Origin of the sequence: Kitasatospora sp. NBC_00240 (assembly GCF_026342405.1) — a bacterium.
GTDB lineage: Bacteria > Actinomycetota > Actinomycetes > Streptomycetales > Streptomycetaceae > Kitasatospora.
This window is the reverse complement of sequence record NZ_JAPEMU010000001.1, coordinates 5,891,647-5,911,104: the sequence shown is the minus strand read 5'-3', so window position 1 is coordinate 5,911,104 and position 19,458 is coordinate 5,891,647. Positions and strand designations below refer to the sequence as shown.

16 protein-coding genes are annotated in these 19,458 nt (G+C 74.6%); 13 read left to right on the top strand and 3 right to left on the bottom strand.

All coding sequences use genetic code 11. The features are described from left to right. Positions 1-295 precede the first annotated feature (295 nt). From OG689_RS25220 to OG689_RS25190, 7 genes are all read left to right on the top strand, one after another. Positions 296-1,885, top strand: a complete 1,590-nt coding sequence (locus tag OG689_RS25220) for an acyl-CoA carboxylase subunit beta (protein WP_266323154.1) — start codon at positions 296-298, stop codon at positions 1,883-1,885. A gap of 23 nt (positions 1,886-1,908) precedes the next feature. After that, the gene (locus OG689_RS25215) at positions 1,909-2,127 is read left to right on the top strand and encodes an acyl-CoA carboxylase epsilon subunit (RefSeq protein ID WP_266323153.1); all 219 of its coding nucleotides are present in this window, start codon (positions 1,909-1,911) and stop codon (positions 2,125-2,127) included. A 131-nt stretch (positions 2,128-2,258) separates the two neighbouring features. Further along, complete coding sequence (gene mmpB / locus OG689_RS25210) at positions 2,259-2,384, top strand: morphogenic membrane protein MmpB (protein WP_266323152.1); 126 nt, start codon at positions 2,259-2,261, stop codon at positions 2,382-2,384. A gap of 94 nt (positions 2,385-2,478) precedes the next feature. Continuing rightward, the gene (locus OG689_RS25205) at positions 2,479-3,078 is read left to right on the top strand and encodes a nucleoside triphosphate pyrophosphatase (protein WP_266323151.1); all 600 of its coding nucleotides are present in this window, start codon (positions 2,479-2,481) and stop codon (positions 3,076-3,078) included. A 168-nt stretch (positions 3,079-3,246) separates the two neighbouring features. Continuing rightward, entirely contained in the window at positions 3,247-4,032 is a 786-nt protein-coding gene (locus tag OG689_RS25200; protein ID WP_266323150.1) for a hypothetical protein, read from the top strand. Between the two features lie 219 nt (positions 4,033-4,251). Beyond that, positions 4,252-6,027, top strand: coding sequence for a biotin carboxylase N-terminal domain-containing protein (locus OG689_RS25195; protein ID WP_266323149.1), 1,776 nt, complete (start codon positions 4,252-4,254; stop codon positions 6,025-6,027). Positions 6,028-6,423: 396 nt separating this feature from the next. Next, a complete protein-coding gene (locus OG689_RS25190; protein ID WP_266323148.1) occupies positions 6,424-7,776 on the top strand; it encodes an esterase-like activity of phytase family protein in 1,353 nt (450 codons plus the stop codon). A gap of 114 nt (positions 7,777-7,890) precedes the next feature. Here the strand turns inward: OG689_RS25190 and OG689_RS25185 are convergent, their stop codons facing one another. Together OG689_RS25185 and OG689_RS25180 are read right to left on the bottom strand one after the other, a co-directional pair. Next, complete coding sequence (locus OG689_RS25185; protein ID WP_266323147.1) at positions 7,891-8,850, bottom strand: DeoR/GlpR family DNA-binding transcription regulator; 960 nt, start codon at positions 8,848-8,850, stop codon at positions 7,891-7,893. A gap of 198 nt (positions 8,851-9,048) precedes the next feature. Continuing rightward, positions 9,049-10,530: an NAD(P)H-quinone dehydrogenase gene (locus OG689_RS25180; RefSeq protein ID WP_266323146.1), complete on the bottom strand. Its 1,482-nt coding sequence runs from the start codon at positions 10,528-10,530 to the stop codon at positions 9,049-9,051. A gap of 119 nt (positions 10,531-10,649) precedes the next feature. On the opposite strand from OG689_RS25180, the gene OG689_RS25175 reads away from it, so the two are divergent. After that, positions 10,650-11,087 carry a gamma-glutamylcyclotransferase gene (locus OG689_RS25175; RefSeq protein ID WP_073924190.1) on the top strand — a complete coding sequence of 146 codons (438 nt, stop codon included), beginning with the start codon at positions 10,650-10,652 and terminating at the stop codon, positions 11,085-11,087. A gap of 58 nt (positions 11,088-11,145) precedes the next feature. On the opposite strand, the gene OG689_RS25170 is transcribed toward OG689_RS25175, so the two are convergent. Beyond that, positions 11,146-12,141: a hypothetical protein gene (locus tag OG689_RS25170; RefSeq protein ID WP_266323145.1), complete on the bottom strand. Its 996-nt coding sequence runs from the start codon at positions 12,139-12,141 to the stop codon at positions 11,146-11,148. A 253-nt stretch (positions 12,142-12,394) separates the two neighbouring features. On the opposite strand from OG689_RS25170, the gene OG689_RS25165 reads away from it, so the two are divergent. The 5 genes from OG689_RS25165 to OG689_RS25145 all read left to right on the top strand — a co-directional run bounded on the left by OG689_RS25165 (position 12,395) and on the right by OG689_RS25145 (position 19,373). Then, entirely contained in the window at positions 12,395-14,710 is a 2,316-nt protein-coding gene (locus OG689_RS25165; RefSeq protein ID WP_266323144.1) for a HAMP domain-containing protein, read from the top strand. A gap of 113 nt (positions 14,711-14,823) precedes the next feature. Continuing rightward, entirely contained in the window at positions 14,824-16,626 is a 1,803-nt protein-coding gene (gene pgsB, locus OG689_RS25160) for a poly-gamma-glutamate synthase PgsB (RefSeq protein WP_266323143.1), read from the top strand. Then, a complete protein-coding gene (locus tag OG689_RS25155) occupies positions 16,623-17,105 on the top strand; it encodes a poly-gamma-glutamate biosynthesis protein PgsC/CapC (RefSeq protein WP_266323142.1) in 483 nt (160 codons plus the stop codon). Before pgsB ends, OG689_RS25155 begins: the two co-directional genes overlap by 4 nt. Before the next feature lie 72 nt (positions 17,106-17,177). Beyond that, positions 17,178-18,257, top strand: coding sequence for an NlpC/P60 family protein (locus OG689_RS25150; protein ID WP_266323141.1), 1,080 nt, complete (start codon positions 17,178-17,180; stop codon positions 18,255-18,257). Positions 18,258-18,539: 282 nt separating this feature from the next. Then, the gene (locus OG689_RS25145) at positions 18,540-19,373 is read left to right on the top strand and encodes a purine-nucleoside phosphorylase (protein ID WP_266323140.1); all 834 of its coding nucleotides are present in this window, start codon (positions 18,540-18,542) and stop codon (positions 19,371-19,373) included. Positions 19,374-19,458: the final 85 nt, after the last annotated feature.

Here is a 19,458-nt window from a genome sequence, read left to right as displayed (position 1 = left end):
TGCCGGTGACGGCGGGTGACGGGGGCGACGGCGGCAGGCGGGCCGCCGGGCCGGTTCCGGTGACCGCGCGTGGCGGCGGCGGGCCGGCGGGCGGCCGGGACAGGATGGTGGCGGGTGGTCGCCCCAGCGCGTAGGCCGCCCCATCGTCCCGCATAACGCCCGTTAACACACTGTGTCGCTGGCCATAACAGGAAACGGTCCGCGCTGGCTACGCTACTCAACGGTAGTTCGTTGCGCCGCCCTGCCCTCACCCAGTACTGACAGGTCGCGGCCCAGGATCAGGGAGAGCCACCGGATGACCGAGGCGTCGTACGACCCGCACACCACCGCCGGCAAGCTCGCCGACCTACGGCGCCGGCTGGACGAGGCGGTGCACTCCGGCTCGGCCGCGGCCGTGGAGAAGCAGCACGCCAAGGGCAAGCTGACGGCCCGTGAGCGGGTCGTGGAGCTGCTCGACGAGGGCTCCTTCGTGGAGTTCGACGAGTTCGCGCGGCACCGCTCGACCAACTTCGGGCAGGCGAAGAACCGCCCGTACGGCGACGGTGTCGTCACCGGCTACGGCACCGTGGACGGCCGTCAGGTCGCCGTCTTCGCGCAGGACTTCACCGTCTTCGGCGGCTCGCTCGGCGAGGTGTTCGGCGAGAAGATCGTCAAGGTGATGGACTTCGCGCTGAAGACCGGCTGCCCGGTGATCGGCATCAACGACTCCGGCGGCGCCCGGATCCAGGAGGGCGTGGCCTCGCTCGGCCTGTACGGCGAGATCTTCCGCCGCAACGTGCACGCCTCCGGGGTGATCCCGCAGATCTCGCTGATCATGGGCCCGTGCGCGGGCGGCGCGGTGTACTCCCCCGCGATCACCGACTTCGTGGTGATGGCCGACCAGACCTCGCACATGTTCATCACCGGCCCGGACGTGATCAAGACCGTCACCGGTGAGGACGTCGGCATGGAGGAGCTGGGCGGCGCCCGCGCCCACAACGCCAAGTCCGGCGTGGCGCACCACCTGGCCGCCGACGAGAAGGAGGCCATCGAGTACGTCAAGAGCCTGCTCTCGTACCTGCCCTCCAACAACCTCAGCGACCCGCCGGCCTACCCCGAGGAGGCCGACCTCACCGTCACCGACGAGGACCTCGAACTCGACACCATCGTGCCCGACTCGGCGAACCAGCCGTACGACATGCACAAGGTGATCGAGCACGTCCTGGACGACGGCGAGTTCCTGGAGACCCAGGCGCTGTACGCGGGCAACATCCTCACCGGCTTCGGCCGGGTCGAGGGCCACCCGGTCGGCATCGTCGGCAACCAGCCGATGGACCTGGCCGGCTGCCTGGACATCGCGGCCAGTGAGAAGGCCGCGCGCTTCGTGCGCACCTGCGACAGCTTCAACATCCCGGTGCTGACCTTCGTCGACGTGCCCGGCTTCCTGCCCGGCACCGGCCAGGAGTGGGACGGCATCATCCGGCGCGGCGCCAAGCTGATCTACGCCTACGCCGAGGCCACCGTCCCGCTGATCACCGTGATCACCCGCAAGGCCTTCGGCGGCGCCTACGACGTGATGGGCTCCAAGCACCTCGGCGCCGACCTCAACCTGGCCTGGCCGACCGCGCAGATCGCCGTGATGGGCGCCCAGGGCGCGGTCAACATCCTGCACCGCCGCGAGCTCGCCGAGGCCGAGGCCGCCGGGCAGGCCACGGAGAAGCGCGCCGAGCTGCTCGCCTCCTACGAGGACACCCTGCTCAACCCGTACCTGGCGGCCGAGCGCGGCTACGTGGACGCGGTCATCGCGCCCTCCGAGACCCGCCGCCACATCGTCCGCGGGCTGCGGGCCCTGCGCGGCAAGCGCGAGACCCTGCCGCCGAAGAAGCACGGCAACATTCCGCTGTAAGCAGCTTTGGGAGAGGATTGAGCATGGCCCCGATCCACGTGCTGCACGGGCAGCCGACCCCCGAGGAGCTGGCCACCGTCCTGGCGGTGGTCTCAGCCCGGGCCGCCGCCGCGCAGGCCGCCGCCGTGGCGGCCCGCACCGGCGCCGGCCCGGCGACCCCCTGGAACGACCGCGCCCGGCGCCTTCGTACCACCCCGAAGCCGGGCCCCGACGTCTGGCGCACCTCGGGCTGGGCCCACTGACCCGGCCCGTCCCACCGCGCCCACCCAGGGGACACGGGTGCGCGCGGTCCGGGCCGGATGGCCCGGATTGCCCCGAAACCTGAGTACGGATACTCAGGCGCCCCGCGGGCCGCGCGGGGCACCCTGGAGAAGTGCTCTGGTCAGACCCCCGCGACGAGCCCTCCCCCGACACTCGTCAACTGCAGGAACGGCTGCGCCGTGCCGGACCGCTGCTCGCGGCCCTCGCGCTGGTGATGGCCGTCCTGCTGATGCTCTGAACCGCTGATGCCCGGAACCGCTGATGCTCTGAGCGGGCCGTGCGCCCCCACCGGCGCGGCCGGCGGCCGGCCGGCACCCCCTACCCTGGTGCCCATGACCGACCGCCGCACCCTCGTGCTCGCCTCCGCCTCCCCCGCCCGGCTCGGACTGCTGCGTCAAGCCGGCCTCGACCCGCAGGTGGTCGTCAGCGGGGTCGACGAGGACGCCGTCACCGCCGCCACGCCGTCCGAGCTCGCCCTGGTGCTCGCCGAGGCCAAGGCCAAGGCCGTGGCGGCCGAGCTCGCCGGCGGGGAGCTGGTGATCGGCTGCGACTCCGTGCTGGAGCTGGACGGCGAGGCGCTCGGCAAGCCCGCCGACGCCGCCGAGGCACTCGCCCGCTGGCAGTCGATGCGCGGCCGCGCCGGCGTACTGCGCACCGGGCACTGCGTGATCGACACCGCCACCGGCCGGCAGTCCTCGGCGACCGCCTCCACCACGGTCCGCTTCGGCACTCCGGACGACGCCGAGATCGCCGCGTACGTCGCCTCCGGCGAGCCGCTGCACGTGGCCGGCGCGTTCACCCTGGACGGCCGGTCGGCGCCGTTCGTCGAGGGGATCGACGGCGACCCGGGCAACGTGATCGGCCTGTCGCTGCCGCTGCTGCGCCGGCTGCTCGCCGATCTCGGGGTACGGATCACCGACCTCTGGGTCTGACCCGCCCCGGGCGGCCGCCGGCCGCGGCACCGGAACACATCCGGGCTGCCCCGGCCCTGCCGATTCCGACAGATACCCGGCCGGACATCTGTCCCGGTGATCCAGCCCCCGTGGCCGGGCCGCGCCGATAGGCTGGCCGGGCCGCCGACCCGGAGAGGACATGCAGGGATGACCGACAGCGTGCTCAACGTGGTGCTCGGCCTGGTCGCCACCGCGATCAGCGCCTCGCTCGGCTGGCTCGCCCAGAACCTGCGCCGCCGGCGACGGCTCGGCCGGGTCCGCGAGTTCTTCGGCATGCCCGGCGGGACGGAGTGCCTGCTGGTGGTGAACCGCCATGCGGCGTCCTCCAGTTCGAAGAGCGTCTCGCGGGGCGACGTGTTCGCCCTGATGGAGCTCTCCGCCCTGGTGCGCGAGTGCGGCGCGCGGGCCGAGCTGGTCGGCCACGACGAGGTACGCCAAGGGCTCGGTCACAAGGCCGAGTTCTGCCTCGGCGGGCCCGCCAGCAACGACCGGACGGCCGCCCACCTGATCTCCTGGCTGCCGGGCGTCTCCTTCGTCCAGGACCCGGTCAAGCATCACGAGATGCGCCTCACCGTCGGGTCCGAGGAGTACCGCTACCAGAGTCCGTCCGAGACCCCGGGCGGCCGGGTCTACATGCTGCTGGCCCGGATCCGGACCGGGCACGGCGGCCGGCCGGCCTTCCTGATCGCCGGGCAGACCGCGACCTCCAACCACGCGGCCGTGCGCTACCTGGTGGCCAACCACCGGAAGCTGGCCCGCAAGTACGGCACGGACGGGACGTTCGCCCTGGTGCTGGAGCTGATCAACTCCAGCGCCTACGGGCCGGACCTGGTCGAGCCGGTCGCGGACGTCACCCGCCAGGCCCTCGCCCGACCGGACACCGGCGCCACGCCGACCGTCGTACCGGCCCAGGCCCCGGCGCCCTCGACATGATGTGGCGAAGGCCACGGCACGGCGGGGCGGCGGCACGACCACCCCGCAAGGCCCAGGCCTGACACTGTCACCACCCACGACCTGCGGAGCGTCCCGTTCCGTGCCCGACCGGTCACGCAATCGCGTCACCCTCCGTGTGGGATAGCTCACCACCTTGGGCTACTCGCCGGTACCACCCTGTAATCCCTAGACTCGACGAGGTTCAAGAAGGGAGCCATTGTGCGCAAGGTGCTCATCGCCAACCGCGGAGAAATCGCCGTCCGCGTCGCCCGGGCCTGCTCGGATGCCGGTATCGCCAGCGTCGCCGTCTACGCCGAGCCGGACCGGGATGCGCTGCACGTCCGCGTGGCCGACGAGGCGTACGCGCTCGGCGGCGACACCCCCGGCACCAGCTACCTGGACATCGCCAAGGTGCTCAAGGCGGCCGCCGACTCCGGTGCGGACGCCGTCCACCCGGGCTACGGCTTCCTCTCCGAGAACGCCGAATTCGCCCAGGCCGTCATCGACGCGGGCCTGACCTGGATCGGCCCGCCGCCGCAGGCCATCCGCGACCTCGGTGACAAGGTCACCGCGCGGCACGTGGCGCAGCGCGCCGGTGCCCCGCTGGTGGCCGGCACGCCGGAGCCGGTCGCCGGCGCCGACGAGGTCGTCGCCTTCGCCCGCGAGCACGGCCTGCCGGTCGCCATCAAGGCGGCGTTCGGCGGCGGCGGCCGCGGCCTGAAGGTCGCCCGCACGCTGGAGGAGATCCCGGAGCTGTTCGACTCGGCCGTCCGCGAGGCGGTCGCCGCCTTCGGGCGCGGCGAGTGCTTCGTCGAGCAGTACCTCGACAACCCGCGGCACGTCGAGACCCAGTGCCTCGCCGACCAGCACGGCAACGTGGTCGTGGTCTCCACCCGCGACTGCTCGCTGCAGCGCCGCCACCAGAAGCTGGTCGAGGAGGCGCCCGCGCCGTTCCTGACCGACGAGCAGAACGCCGAGCTGTACCGGGCGTCCAAGGCGATCCTGCGCGAGGCCGGCTACGTCGGCGCGGGCACCTGCGAGTTCCTGGTGTCGCAGGACGGCCTGATCTCCTTCCTGGAGGTCAACACCCGCCTGCAGGTCGAGCACCCGGTCTCCGAGGAGGTCACCGGGATCGACCTGGTCCGCGAGATGTTCCGGATCGCCGACGGCGAGGCGCTCGGCTACGACGACCCCGCGGTGCGCGGTCACTCGATCGAGTTCCGGATCAACGGCGAGGACCCGGGCCGCGGCTTCCTGCCCGCCCCCGGCAGCGTCACGCTGTTCTCGCCGCCGTCCGGCCCGGGTGTCCGGCTGGACGCCGGCGTCGAGACCGGCTCGGTCATCGGCCCGGCCTGGGACTCGCTGCTGGCGAAGCTGATCGTCACCGGCGCCAGCCGCAAGCAGGCGCTGCAGCGCGCCGCGCGTGCGCTGGCCGAGTTCAAGGTGGAGGGCATGGCCACGGCCATCCCGTTCCACCAGGCCGTGGTCGTCGACCCGGCGTTCGCGCCCGAGGTGCACGGCGGCGAGGGGCCCTTCACGGTCTTCACCCGCTGGATCGAGACCGAGTTCCGGAACACCATCCCGGCGTTCTCGGGCGCGGGCGGCGAGGCCGACGAGGCCGACGCCCGCGAGACCGTGGTGGTCGAGGTGGGCGGCAAGCGGATCGAGGTCTCGCTGCCCTCGTCCCTCGGTGTCTCGGCCGCTCCGGCCGGCGGCGCCGCGGGTGCCAAGGCCAAGCGCCGGGTCGGCGCCAAGAAGGCCGGTTCGGCGGTCAGCGGTGACACCCTGGCGTCGCCGATGCAGGGCACCATCGTCAAGGTCGCCGTCGAGGAGGGCCAGGTCGTCGCGGAGGGCGAGCTGATCGTCGTCCTGGAGGCCATGAAGATGGAGCAGCCGCTGAACGCGCACAAGGCCGGCACGATCGTCGGTCTGAAGGCCGAGGTCGGTGCGAGCGTCAGCAGTGGCGCGGCGCTCTGCGAGATCAAGGACAACTGACGCGGGATCCGCGCCGGTGGGCGGCCCGTACACCTCAGGGTGTGCGGGCCGCCCCGTCGTTCCCGGGCCCGCGCGGGGCGCTGCGACCGCGCTGCGGCGGCGTCCGCTTCCGGCCGAATTCATGCTGTCGTCACGCTCCGGCTCGGTCCGCCCCGTACCCTTCCGCTAGATTGACGGCGTGTCGTCACGAGGCCCCGGGCACGGGCTCGGCGACGCACCCGTCATCGCCGGGCGGGCGGCCACCGCGCCGCCCGGGCGATCCGCGTCCGGACGGCTGCGCGCCGCCGCGGGCCCGAACCCAGCTCGCCCCACCCGCCGGTCCCGGCGTCGGCCGGGCTCCCCGTGCCCACGGCCGAGGGGCCGGTCCGCGCCGGGTCCGCTCCTCCGGAGTCGTCCATGCCCCAGCCCCAAGGCCCCCGTCCGTACCACCGGTGCGCGGCGGCCGCCGGCACGCTCGTCCTCGCCGTCCTCTGCCTGGGCGGCGGGCCGGCCACGGCGGCGCCGGAGCGGCCGGCCCGCGGCGCCGACGGCGGCCACCGCCCGGACGTCCGGCTGCTGGACACCATCACCGTCCCGGTGGGCACCGTGCTGGACGGGGTGCCCTTCGGCGGCATGTCCGGCATCGACTACGACCCGCGCTCCGGCCGGTACGTGGCCCTCAGCGACGACCGCTCCGAGCTGGCCCCGGCCCGCTTCCAGCTCCTGCGGCTGCCGCTGGACGCCAAGGGATTCGCGGTCCGCGCCCCGCAGTGGGCCGGCAGCACCGTCCTGGCCGGCGCCGACGGCAAGCCGTTCCCCCGGCGGACGGTGGCCCCGGAGGCGATCCGCTGGACCCCCGGCGGCAAGGGCCTGCTGTGGGCGAGCGAGGGCAGCGCGGCGCCGGGCCTGCCGCCGTTCGTCCGTGAGGCCGCTCCGGACGGCGGCCACCGGCGCGAACTGCCGCTGCCGGCGGCATACCGGCCGGTGCTCGGGCCGGACGGCACACCGGTCTCCGGGGTCCGCGACAACCAGGCCTTCGAGGGGCTGACCCTCTCCCTGGACGGCTCCAAGGTGGTCACGCTGACCGAGGACCCGCTGGTCCAGGACGGTCCGGCGCCGACCGCCGGGGCCGGCAGCCGCTGCCGCCTGCTGGTGCAGGCCCGCGCCGACGGCCGCGCGCTGGGCGAGTTCGTCTACCCGCTCGGCCCGCTGAACGACGCCGGCCCCGTACCGGCCACCGCGCAGCGCGGCGCGTCGGAGATCCTCGCGGTCAACGAGACCGACTACCTGGTGGTGGAGCGGACCGCCCGGTCCGGCACCGACTTCGGCATCCGGATCTGGTGGACCACCACGGTCGGCGCCACCGATGTCAACGGCAGGCCGGCCCTGGCCGGCAGCGAGCGGACGATGCGCAAGCGGCTGCTGTTCGACTTCGCGTCCGCCGGGGTCGCCCCGGGCAACGTCGAGGGCCTCACCTGGGGGCCGGTGCTGGCCGACGGCTCCCGGTCGCTGGTACTGGTCACCGACGACAACTTCGGCGCCTTCGGCAGCCCGGGCACGGCGTTCCACCTGCTGGCCGTCCGCCCGGGACTGTTGGCCGTGCACAGCCCGGACGTCGACCACGACGGGTCCGTCGACCGGGCGGACCTGCGACGGCTGCTCCGCTCCGGCCGGGCCGGCGACCTGAACGGCGACGGCCGGACGGACGGCCGCGACATACGGCTCTGGGGCTCGTACGGCCGCACCTTCCCCTTCCCGCGCGGGGACTGACGCGCCGGCGGCACTCATCGGCGCGCCCGTGCCGGCGCCCGACGTGCCGGTGCCTCCGACCGGGCGGACCCGGCGCCGAGGCCCCGGCGTACCGGGCCCCCGGCCGACGCCGGCTCAGGGGCGCCCGGAGGCCAGCGGGCGGACGATCATGCCGCTGTGTGCGCCGGGGCGGCGCTGGCCGGGCAGCGGCGCGCCACCGGGCGGCGACGGGGCGGCCCGGCGCGGGCCGACGCCGAGCGGCGCCTGGTGCTGCACCGGGCCGGTGCCGTGCACCGGCTGCTCGACCGGCAGTCCGAGCGGGGCGACGTCGATCTGGACGCCGCAGTCGGCCAGCGCGTCCAGCTCGCGGGCGGTGAGGTCGTCCGCGGTGGCGTGCTCGTCCGTCACCAGGCGGGTGATGGCGTCGGTCGGGACGGTCTGGAACATGGTGTCCGCGCCGAGCTTGGTGTGGTCGGCGAGGACGATGACCTCGGCGGCCGACTGCACCAGAGCCCGGTCCACGCTCGCGGAGAGCATGTTCGTGGTCGACAGCCCGCGCTCGGCGGTCAGGCCGCTGCCGGAGATGAAGGCCTTGGTGACCCGCAGCCCCTGCAGCGACTGCTCGGCGCCGCTGCCGACCAGGGCGTAGTTGGACCCCCGGAGGGTGCCCCCGGTCATCACCACCTCCACCCGGTTGGCGTGCGCCAGGGCCTGGGCGACCAGCAGGGAGTTGGTCACCACCGTCAGCCCCGGCACCCGGGCGAGCCGGCGGGCCAGCTCCTGGGTGGTGGTGCCGGCGCCCACCACGACGGCGTCGCCCTCGGCCACCAGGCCGGCCGCGAGGTCGGCGATGGCGCTCTTCTCGGCGGCGGCGAGGTGGGTCTTCTGCGGATATCCGGGTTCGCGGCTGAAGCCGCCGGGGAGCACCGCGCCGCCGTGACGGCGGTCGAGGAGCCCTTCTGCCTCCAGTGCCCGTACGTCCCTGCGGACGGTCACTTCGGAGGTCTGGACGACGCGGGCCAGTTCACGGAGCGACACTGCTCCGTTGGCGCGCACCATTTCGAGGATCAACTGGCGACGTTCTGCTGCAAACACAGAACCGACGGTAACTGAATGACCGTCTGCTTTCAGGCGTTTGCTCCTGGTAACGGGAAATGCTCACACAAGGGCGGCGCGTGACCGTACACTACGCGCCGTCAGCCCCCGGGGAGCACGCCCGCCGTACGGGTGATGCGCCGGCGCGCGCAGGAGGCGGCCACCCCGCGGCGGCCGCCTCAACTGGTCGTTCCCCGCTCAGGATTCGCCCTCGGCCCGCTTGCGGATGTGCAGCTGCCGGGCGGCCTCGGCGGTGGAACCGGACACCGAGGGGTAGACCGTGAACGCACTGGCCACCTGTTCGACCGTCAAATTGGCGTCCACGGCGAGCGAAATCGGGTGAATCAGTTCGCTCGCGCGCGGTGCCACCACGACGCCGCCGACCACGATGCCGGTGCCCGGGCGGCAGAACAGCTTCACGAAGCCGTCCCTGATGCCCTGCATCTTGGCCCGCGGGTTGCCGCGCAGCGGGAGCTTCACCTCGACCGCGTCCATCTTTCCGCAGGAGACGTCGGCGGCGGTGTAGCCGACCGTGGCGATCTCCGGGTCGGTGAAGACGTTGGACGCCACCGTCTTGAGGTTCAGCGGCTGCACCGCGTCGCCGAGCGCGTGGTACATCGCGATCCGGCCCTGCATCGCGGCCACCGAGGCCAGCATGAAGACGCCGGTGCAGTCGCCCGCCGCGTAGACGCCCGGGGCGCTGGTGCGGGAGACCCGGTCGACCTGGATCTGGCCCCAGTCGTTGAGCTTGACCCCGGCCTCCTCCAGCCCCATCTCCGCGGTGTTGGGGATCGAGCCGACCGCCATCAGGCAGTGCGTGCCCCGGATCACCTGGCCGTCGGCGAGAGTGACCTCCACGTGGTCGCCCACCCGCTTGGCGCCCTCGGCCCGCGAGCGGCTCATCACGTTCATGCCGCGGCGCCGGAAGACCTCCTCCAGCACCTCGGCGGCGTCCGGGTCCTCACCCGGCAGCACCCGGTCGCGGCTGGAGACCAGCGTGACCTTGGAGCCGAGCGCCTGGTACGCGCCGGCGAACTCGGCGCCGGTGACGCCGGAGCCGACCACGATCAGCTCGCGCGGCAGCTCCTCCAGGTCGTAGACCTGGGTCCAGGTCAGGATCCGCTCGCCGTCGGGCTGCGCGTCGGGCAGCTCGCGCGGGTGGGCACCGGTGGCGATCAGCACCGCGTCGGCGCGCAGCGTCTGGACGCCGCCGTCGGGGCCGTCCACCAGCACCTCGCGGGAGCCGTCCGCGGCCTGCCCGCCGCCGCCGAGCCGGCCCTTGCCGCGCAGCACCGTCACGCCGGCCCGGGTCACGGACTGGGTGATGTCGTGCGACTGCGCGATCGCCAGGCGCTTGACGCGTCGGTTGACCTTGCCGAGGTCCACGCCGACGACCCGGGCCGATCCCTCGATCGGGGGCGTGTCGTCCGCGACGATGATGCCGAGTTCCTCGTACGAGCTGTCGAAGGTGGTCATCACCTCCGCGGTCGCGATCAGGGTCTTCGACGGCACGCAGTCCGTGAGCACCGCCGATCCGCCGAGGCCGTCGCGGTCGACGACGGTCACCTCCGCGCCGAGCTGGGCCGCCACCAGGGCTGCCTCGTATCCGCCAGGTCCGCCACCGATGATCACGATCCGAGTCACGTGCACCATTGTCCCGCACGCCGACCCCGCCGCCACGCCGGGGTCACGGCTGCCCTGCCGGCGCCGGGCGACGATCCCCGGTCGGCGGCGGCCCGGCGCACCCGTGGACGCTCCCCCGACCGGTTCCCGCGTTCAACTCCCGTAGGCTGGCGCCCATGCCCCTCTACGCCGCGTATGCCACCAACCTCGATGCCCGGCAGATGACCCGCCGTGCCCCGCACTCCCCGCTGCGCGGCACGGGCTGGCTGGACGGCTGGCGGCTGACCTTCGGCGGCGAGCAGCTCGGCTGGGAGGGCTCGCTGGCCACCGTGGTGGAGGACGAGAAGGAGCAGGTCTTCGTCTCGCTCTACGACGTCGCCCCGATGGACGAGGAGGGGCTGGACCGCTGGGAGGGCGTGCAGCTCGGCATCTACCGCAAGATGAAGCTGCGGGCGCACACCCTGGACGGCGACATCCAGGTCTGGACGTACGTCCTGAACGACTACGAGGGCGGCCTGCCCGCCGCCCGCTACCTCGGGCTGATCGCGGACGCGGCCGAGAGCGCCGGCGCCCCCCACGACTACGTGCTGGACCTGCGCCGCCGGCCCTGCTGACGGCTCCCACCGGCCGGACGGCCCGCCGTGCCGGGACCACCCGGGCCGGCGCCCCCGTTCACGGTGTGGCGCCGCCGCCCCAGGACCGCGCGGTGACCGCCAGCACGGCCGCCACCTCCGCGCGCCGCTCCGGATCGGTGCGCAGCCCGTTGCCCAGCTCGACGTGCAGCCAGGGCAGGCCCAGGCCGGCCGCGAAACGGCCCTGCACGTTGGTGGTCCCCTCCAGGTGGCCGCACTTGTCGCGCCAGGCCCGGCAGACGGCGAACCCGGCCCCCTCCAGGCCGTCGGCGGTCGACCGGAGGGCCGGCCCGGGGGGCGCGGTCCCGCCGGACAGCACCGCGTCCTGCCCCGGCAGGCTGCCCTCGTCGAAACCGTGCACCTGGAGACCCGGCAGTCCGCGCGCCGCCGTCGCCTGGAGCACCGCGTCGAACACGGTGTCCGTCCGGTGCGCCGGGTCGGAGGAGCCGCCGGCCCCGGCCTTGCGGTGCGCCCCGGCCAGCACCAGCACCCCGCCCGGCGCGTCCCGGAAGACCTCGACGCCGAGCAGTTCGGTCCGGGTGTCGAAGACCGGGTGCGGCACCTGCACCGACCAGGACGCCTTCGCGGACAGGTCCACGTACACCCGGCCCCAGCCGCGCTCGGCCTCGTGTCCGGAGCCGTCGGCGATCTCGGCCAGCCGCCGCCCGGAGCCGCTGTCCACGAACTCGGTCAGCCGGTAGCCGACCGTCCGCAGGCTCCGGTCCGCCTGGTCCGGGTGCCCCTCCACCGCCTGCGCCACGCCGTCGACGACCGCCCGGCGCTGCCCCTCGTCGGGGGAGCTGTAGGGCGTCGAGGGCCCGAACCCGGCGGTCCAGGCGTCCACCCGGGCCGCCAGGTCCACCTGCTCCGGGCCGGTGGCGCGCCCGGCGGCGGAGGCCTTGCCGGCGCCGGCCCGGCCGTTCGCCCCGGACGGGCCGGCGCCGAGCAGCGTCGCGGTCAGCACCCCCGCCAGCGCCGCCAGCGCCAGCAGCAGCACCACCGGCAGCACCCGGCGCCGGGAAACCCGTATCTCCATGCCGGAGAACCTACCGGCCCCGCGGGCCACGACCGCCGCGGCCGCCGCGGCCGCCGGGCGGGACGCCGGCCGCACACCCCTCGCGCGGCGCCCGGACGTGGAAAAACCGACCGACCGGGCGGATCGGTATCCAGCTGTGACCCCTCCGGTCCGCTCAAGCCACCGTGGATACGTATGCTTTTCAGGTTGTAAAACTGCGTATGCGAGCTGTCCGGAGCGGGCAGGCCGCCCACCTTCGACATCGAGGCATTCCTTGAGCACGGCCGCGTCACCGCCTCGCCAGCACCGCTACCGCCGCCGGGCGGACATGCCCCTGCTCGGCGGGATCCGGCCACCCATCGCCCTCCTGCTGGTCCTGCTGCTGGCCGTCTCCGCGCTCACCGCCGTCGCCGTCGGCGGGCTGCGCCTGGACGACGCCCCGCAGGCCGTCCGGGAGTCCCAGCAGTACGCGGCCGAGGACGGGGCCACCGCGCTGCGCGCCGCCGTCAACGAGAACGCCACCGACCTGCGCCGCGCCGCCGCCCGCTTCGACACCGCGCCCGCCGAGCCGGCCGCCGTGCTCGGCGCCCTCGGCCAGGCCTACCAGAAGTGGCGCGGCACCGTGATCCTCCAGCCCGGCAGCGGCAAGCTGCTCGCCGCCCGCGGCGAGACCGTGCCGCTGGCCGGACTGCTCGACCTCGGCGCGCTCGGCGACACCGCGCCCGCCCCCGTGCTCACCGGCACCGCCGGCGGCCCCCGACTGCTGACCTTCGCCCTGGTGGCCACCCCTACCGGGGAGCGGGCCCTGCTGGTCGCGTCCGGCGGCCTGCGGCTGCCCGGCATCACCACCGGGAAGTCCCAGAGCCTGCAGGTGCTCGACAACACCGGAGCCGTGCTCGACAGCGCCGGCCCGCCGCTCACCTCCGAGCCCGACAAGCGGATCGTCGGCGCCGCCCGCACCCGCGTCGCGCGGCAGCCCGCAGGCACCGCGGAGGTCACCTCCGGCAGCCTGGTCGGCCCGCCGGACCAGCACGGGACCCGCCGGATCGTCGGCTACTCGGCCGTCGCCGGCACCACCGCCCAGGACCTGGCCGCCCCGCTCGGCCTCACCCTGGTCTCCAGCACCACGGTCGACCGGCAGGCCGGCAGCCTGCGGCACCCGCTGCTCGGGCTGGCCGCCACCGGCGCCCTGCTGCTGGTCGCCCTGCTGGTCGCCGGCCTGCTCGTGCTCACCCTGCAGCGCCCGCTGCTGCGGCTCTTCCTGGAGTCCCGCCGGCTGACCCGCGGCGAGCGGCTCGACCAGCCGGTCTCCGGACCCGCCCGGGGCGAGGCCGGCCGGATCACCCGCGCCCTGGAGGAGGTCCGCCTCCAACTGCTCGACCCCGCCAGGCCGCCGGCCACCGAGCCGCCGGCCACCGCGGGCCGCCGGCGCCGGTTCGCCCCCGGCATCGCCCTGCCGCTCGCCCTCTGCGCGGTGGTCGTCCTCAGCTGGTCCGGCCCGCTGCTGCTGCTGAGCGGCGACAAGGGCGCGATCCGGGTACCCGGCCAGGTGGTCTCCGCCCAGCGGGACCGCACCGACACCGCCGCGGACCGGATCCGGCAGGCGCTCAACGAGGGCTACGCCGACCTCAGGTCGATCGCCCCGGCGCTCGGCGACGGTACCGAGGCCAAACCGATCGAGGCGGTGCTCCGCGGCACCCTCGCCGAGCACGGCCGCTACCGGTCGCTGTACGTACTCGGCCCCACCGGCGCCGTGGTGGCCCGGGCCGGCGAGGCGCCGCGGCACGCGGGCGCCGGGACGGTCGGGCCGGACGGCGTCCTGCTCCTCAACAAGTCCGGCAAGGAGCCGCAGGTGGCCGCCCGGGTCGGGCTCGGCCCGCAGGCCCAGGGCGAGAGCGCCGACCCGGCCGCCGAGGCGGCCGCGGCCGCCGCCCCGCCGACCGCCGTGGTGGTCGGGGAGTTCAAGCGCGAGTTCCTCGACGGCCTGCTGACCCGCCCCGGCCTCGGCCGGGTCTGGCTGATCGACGACCGGCACAAGGTGCTCTCCGCCAACGAGGCCTTCAGCTCCTTCGGCGACCTGCCCGAGGCCCGCGCCGAGGCGGTGCTCACCTCGGCCGGCAAGGGCGCCGCCGCCGACGTGGTCCGCCACGGCGGCGACCCGGCCGTGCTGGCGGCGGCCCCGCTCGGCGGCAACGGCACGGTGGCCAGGCTCGGCTGGTCCGTGGTCAGCGCCCAGCCGGTGGCCTGGCTCCACCTGGACCAGAACAAGGCCGACCGGCGGGCCGTGCTGGCCGGGATGCTCGGCCTCGCCGCGGCCGCGCTCTGCCTCGGCTGGCTGTTCGTCGCGGTCGGCATCCCGCTGCGCCGGCTCGCCGCGAGCGCGGAGGCGCTGGCCGCGGGCGACCGCCGGACGGTGCTGTACCCCGCGCACCACGACGAGGTGGGGGCGGTCGCCCGCAGCCTGGAACTGCTCCGGCAGGAGCTGGAACTGCTGGGCCGGCCGTCCGCCGGCCGCCGGGCGGCCCGGGCGGCCCGGGCGCCAGGGCCGCCGGCGGCCCCGCCCACCCCGGCCGGTGCCGGACACCGCTAGGGCCCCGCCGCCCGGCACCACCCGCGACCCGCCGTACGACCGACCGCCGTACGCCCGCCGTACGACCCGAGACCCCCGCGCCGCCGACCGATCGGACCGGCCGAAGGAACCCCGTGCTCTTCCTCTACATCGTGCTGGTGGTGTGCTGCGCCGTGCTGCTGGTGGCGGGCATCGTCGAACAGCGCCGGCACTTCGCGGCCCTGGAGCAGATCCCGGTCCGGGTGCTGGTCAACGGCATCCGGGGCAAGAGCTCGATCACCCGGCTGTGCGCCGGCGCGCTGCGCGGCGGCGACCTGGTGACGGTCGCCAAGACCACCGGCACGGCGGCCCGGTTCATCCACCCCGACGCGACCGAGGAGCCGGTCTACCGCAAGTTCGGCATCGCCAACGTGGTGGAGCAGATCGGCATCGTCCGGCGGGCCGCCACCTACCGGCCCGACGCCCTGGTGATCGAGTGCATGGCGGTGATGCCGGCCCTCCAGGAGGTCAACCAGACCAAGCTGATCCGCTCGACCATCGGCGTGCTCTGCAACGTCCGCGAGGACCACCTCGCCGAGATGGGGCCGACCCTGGACGACGTGGCGCGCTCCCTCTCCCGCTCGATGCCCGTCGGCGGTGTCTGCGTGACGGCCGAGCGCGACCGGGTGGACATCCTGCGCGAGGAGGCCGCCCGCCGGAACTGCGAGCTGATCGTGGTCGACCCGGAGACGGTGAGCGACGAGGAGCTGCGCGGCTTCAGCTGGTTCACCTTCAAGGAGAACGTGGCGATCGCGCTGGCCGTCGCCGAACTGCTCGGCGTGGAGCGCGGGACGGCCCTGCGCGGCATGTGGGAGGCCCCGCCGGACCCGGGCGTGCTGTCCGTCGACCGCTACCGCACCGCGGACGGCAAGCGGCTGCGCTTCGCCAACGTCTTCGCGGCGAACGACCCGGAGTCGACGCTGATGAACGTGCAGCAGCTGCTGGACCTCGGGGCGATCCACCGGCCGCTGAACGTGGTGATCAACTGCCGCCCGGACCGGGTCGAGCGCAACGGCCAGATGGGCGGCATCGTGCCCGACCTGGACCCGGACACGGTCTTCCTGATCGGCCACCCGACCAGAAGCGCCCGGGACGGCATCCCCGCCGACTGGCAGGGCCGGGTGGTGGACCTGGGCGGCGACCGGCGCGACCCGGCCGAGCTCACCGCCGAACTGCTGGCCGCGCTCGGCCCCGACACCTCGCTGGTCGCGGTCGGCAACATCCACGGCCAGGGCGAGCTCTTCCTGGAGGAGCTCACCCACCTCGCCCCCGACGACGAGGCGGACGAGGCGGCGGACGAGGACGCGCCCACGGCGGCGGACCTCTTCGCGCCCCGGGCGGCGGACCCGTTCCCCCCGGCCGCGGACCCGTTCCCCCCGGCGGCCGACGTGTTCGCACCGGTGCCCGGGCCCGCCCGGCCCCGCCGCGGCGCGCCCTGGCCCGGGGACGGCGTCCCGTCGCAGGCGACCCCGCAGGCCCGTCCGTACCCGGAGCCGTACGCGCAGCCGGAGCCGTACGGACAGCCGCAGCCTTACGGGCGCCAGGCGCCGTACGCGCAGCCGGGTCACCCCCACCCGCAGGCGTACCCGGACCAGGCCCAGCAGGGGTACCCGGCAGCGCACCGGCAGGGGCCCCGGCAGCAGCACCCGGCGGACCGGTCCGGGGAGCCGTCGCCCTACCCCGCAACGGACCGGTACCGGCAGCCCGACCAGTACCCGGAGCCGGACCGGTACCGGCAGCCGGACCGGTTCCCCCAGCCCGGCCAGTACTCCCAGCCCGGCCGGTACCAGCCGCCCGGCCCGTACCGGCAGCGGCCGGACACCACGCCGGACCAGCACCAGCAGCCGCGGCCGCCCGCGCCGGACCAGTTCCAGTACCAGTACGGAGACCAGCAGTGATACCCACCGAGCTCACCCCCGAGATCGCCGCCATCGGCATCGCGCTCGGCCTGGTCTTCTCGCTCGTCTGCTACCTGACCACCAACCTCTCCCCCGGCGGCATGATCACCCCGGGCTGGCTGGCGCTGACCCTGGTCGAGGACCTCCAGCGGGTCGGCATCGTGATCGGGGTCACGCTGCTCACCTACCTGGCGACCCGGCTGGTCCAGAAGCTGGTGATCCTCTACGGCAAGCGGCTGTTCGCCGCCGTGGTGCTCACCGGGGTCGTGCTCCAGGCGACGGTGATGCTGGTGCTGCAGCGCGAGCTGCCGACCCTGTACGCCAACCAGACGCTGGGCTTCATCGTGCCCGGCCTGATCGCCTACCAGCTGGTCCGCCAGCCGCGCGCGGCGACGCTGATGGCCACCAGCACGGTGACCCTGGCGAACTACGTGGTGCTCACCGCCGGCCTGCTGCTCGGCGCCCTGCCCGGCAGCTGAGCAGCCCGCACGCCCCCGCCGCACCGCCCGCTCCCGGCCGGCCCGGCCCCGTCTCCTCCCGAGGACCCCGCAATGAGCGTCTCCCGCAAGTCCGTGTTCAGTGGCGCGCTCGCGCTGACGCTGCTGGCCACCAGCGGCTACCTGACCGTGGAGCTCCGGCGGCGCGCGGAGCAGCCCGTGGCCGCGGCGGCCCCGCTGGTCGCCCACGCCACCCACCAGGCCGCGGGGGCCGCGCCGCAGGCCGGCACCTACCGCTACGAGCGGCTGGCCGCCCCCGACCGCACGGTCGTCCGGGACGCCGGCGGCGCGGTGCTGGCGACCCTCACCGACAAGGCCAGGACGGCCGTGCTGACCGGCCCCGGCCGGGTCTTCGCCGAGCCGGGCACCACCTCGGCGACGGTCACGGGGGACTCCTGGGTGCGGCTGCTGCCCCAGCCGTGGCGGGCCGGGGCCGAGGGCGAGGCGTGGTTCCGGACGTGGTTCCAGCAGTCGCTGGGCAGCACCGCGGACGACGTGCTGGCGATCGCCACCCAGTACATGGCCGGCGCGGCGCCCGAGAAGGACGCCAAGGGCGTCCGCTACCGGGGTGACGCCTCGTTCGGGCCGATCAACCCGGACGGCTCCACCGGCCAGGACTTCCGGCTGGAGCAAACCGACTTCTTCGACTACCTGGGGATCCCGTACACCTTCGCCGACAAGGCCACCAAGCAGCCGGACAAGACCCGCTACGGCGCCTTCGACTGCTCCGGCTTCGTCCGGATGGTCTACGGCTACCGGTCGGGGTACCCACTGCTCAGCAAGGACGTGGCGGGCGCCGGCCTGGCCCGCAGTGCCAACGGCCTGGCCCGGTTCTCGCCCGGTGTGCCCGTCCTGCCGCTGACCACGCTGCCCGGCTCCGACGTGACGGTGCGGCCGGCGTCGATCGACGCCCTGCAGCCCGGTGACCTGGTCTTCTTCGAGATCGACACCCGGACGGGCGCCAGGCTGGACCACACCGGGATCTTCCTGGGCATCGACACCGACGGGCACCCGCGTTACATCTCCAGCCGGGAGGAGGCCGACGGCCCGACCTTCGGCGACAAGGGCGGCACCGCGCGCCTGGACGACAACGGGATGTACGCCAAGGGCCTGCGCAGCGCGAAGCGGCTCTGACCGGCCGCCCCGGCCGCACCCGGCCACCGGGCCGGACGGACCGGACGGGTTCGGCGGGCGGCCGGGCAGGTTCGGCGGCGGCCGGGCAGGTTCGCCGGGCGGCCGGACGCCCCCGTCCGGAGCGGGTGGCGCCGGCCGGGGCGGCCACGTTTGTGGGTATTGCCGGACGGGCACGGTCAGATCCGGCCTCGACCTGTGGTTTTGGGTCATCCGGGTAACAATCCGGCATGGCCTGAGAGGGTTTTCTACGCGCGTAGTCGATTCCCGTCTATCCTCGGACCCGTGAACGTATCTCCTCAGTCGGTCGTCTTCGCCGACCCCTATGCCGCCGCCCAGGCCGCCGCCGAGCGCCTGCGCGAGCTGACCGGTGCCGAGCGCCACGACGTCGCCCTGGTGATGGGCTCCGGCTGGGTGCCCGCCGCCGACGCCCTCGGAGAGACGGTGGCCGAGTTCGCGGTCACCGAGCTCCCCGGCTTCCCCGCCCCGGCCGTGGCCGGCCACTCCGGCAAGATCCGGTCCGTGCGGATCCCCGGTCCGGACGGCGAGCGGCGCGCCCTGATCTTCCTCGGCCGCAACCACTACTACGAGGGCCACGGCGTGGCCACCGTGGTGCACGGCGTGCGCACCGCCGCGGCCGCCGGCTGCGGGACCATCGTGCTGACCAACGGCTGCGGCGGCCTGCGCCAGGGCTGGGTCCCCGGCCAGCCGGTCCTGATCAGCGACCACATCAACCTCACCGCGGACTCCCCGATCGTCGGCGCCAACTTCGTCGACCTGACGGACCTCTACTCCAAGCGGCTGCGCGAGCTGTGCCGCGAGGTGGACCCGTCCCTCGACGAGGCCGTGTACGTCCAGTTCCGCGGCCCGCACTACGAGACCCCGGCCGAGGTGCACATGGCCCGGGTGATCGGCGGCGAGCTGGTCGGCATGTCCACCACGCTGGAGGCCATCGCCGCCCGCGAGGCCGGCGCCGAGGTGCTCGGCATCTCCCTGGTGACCAACCTGGCGGCCGGCATCACCGGCGAGCCGCTCAACCACGCCGAGGTGCTGGAGGCCGGCAAGGCCTCCGCCGAGCGCATGGGCGCGCTGCTGGCGAAGGTCCTTGAGCGGATCTGAGCCGCCCGCGGCGCAGAATCAGCACTGACGGGGTCCGCGGGACGCCTCCCGCGGACCCCGTCGGTCCGCCCGCCCCCTCCGCCCG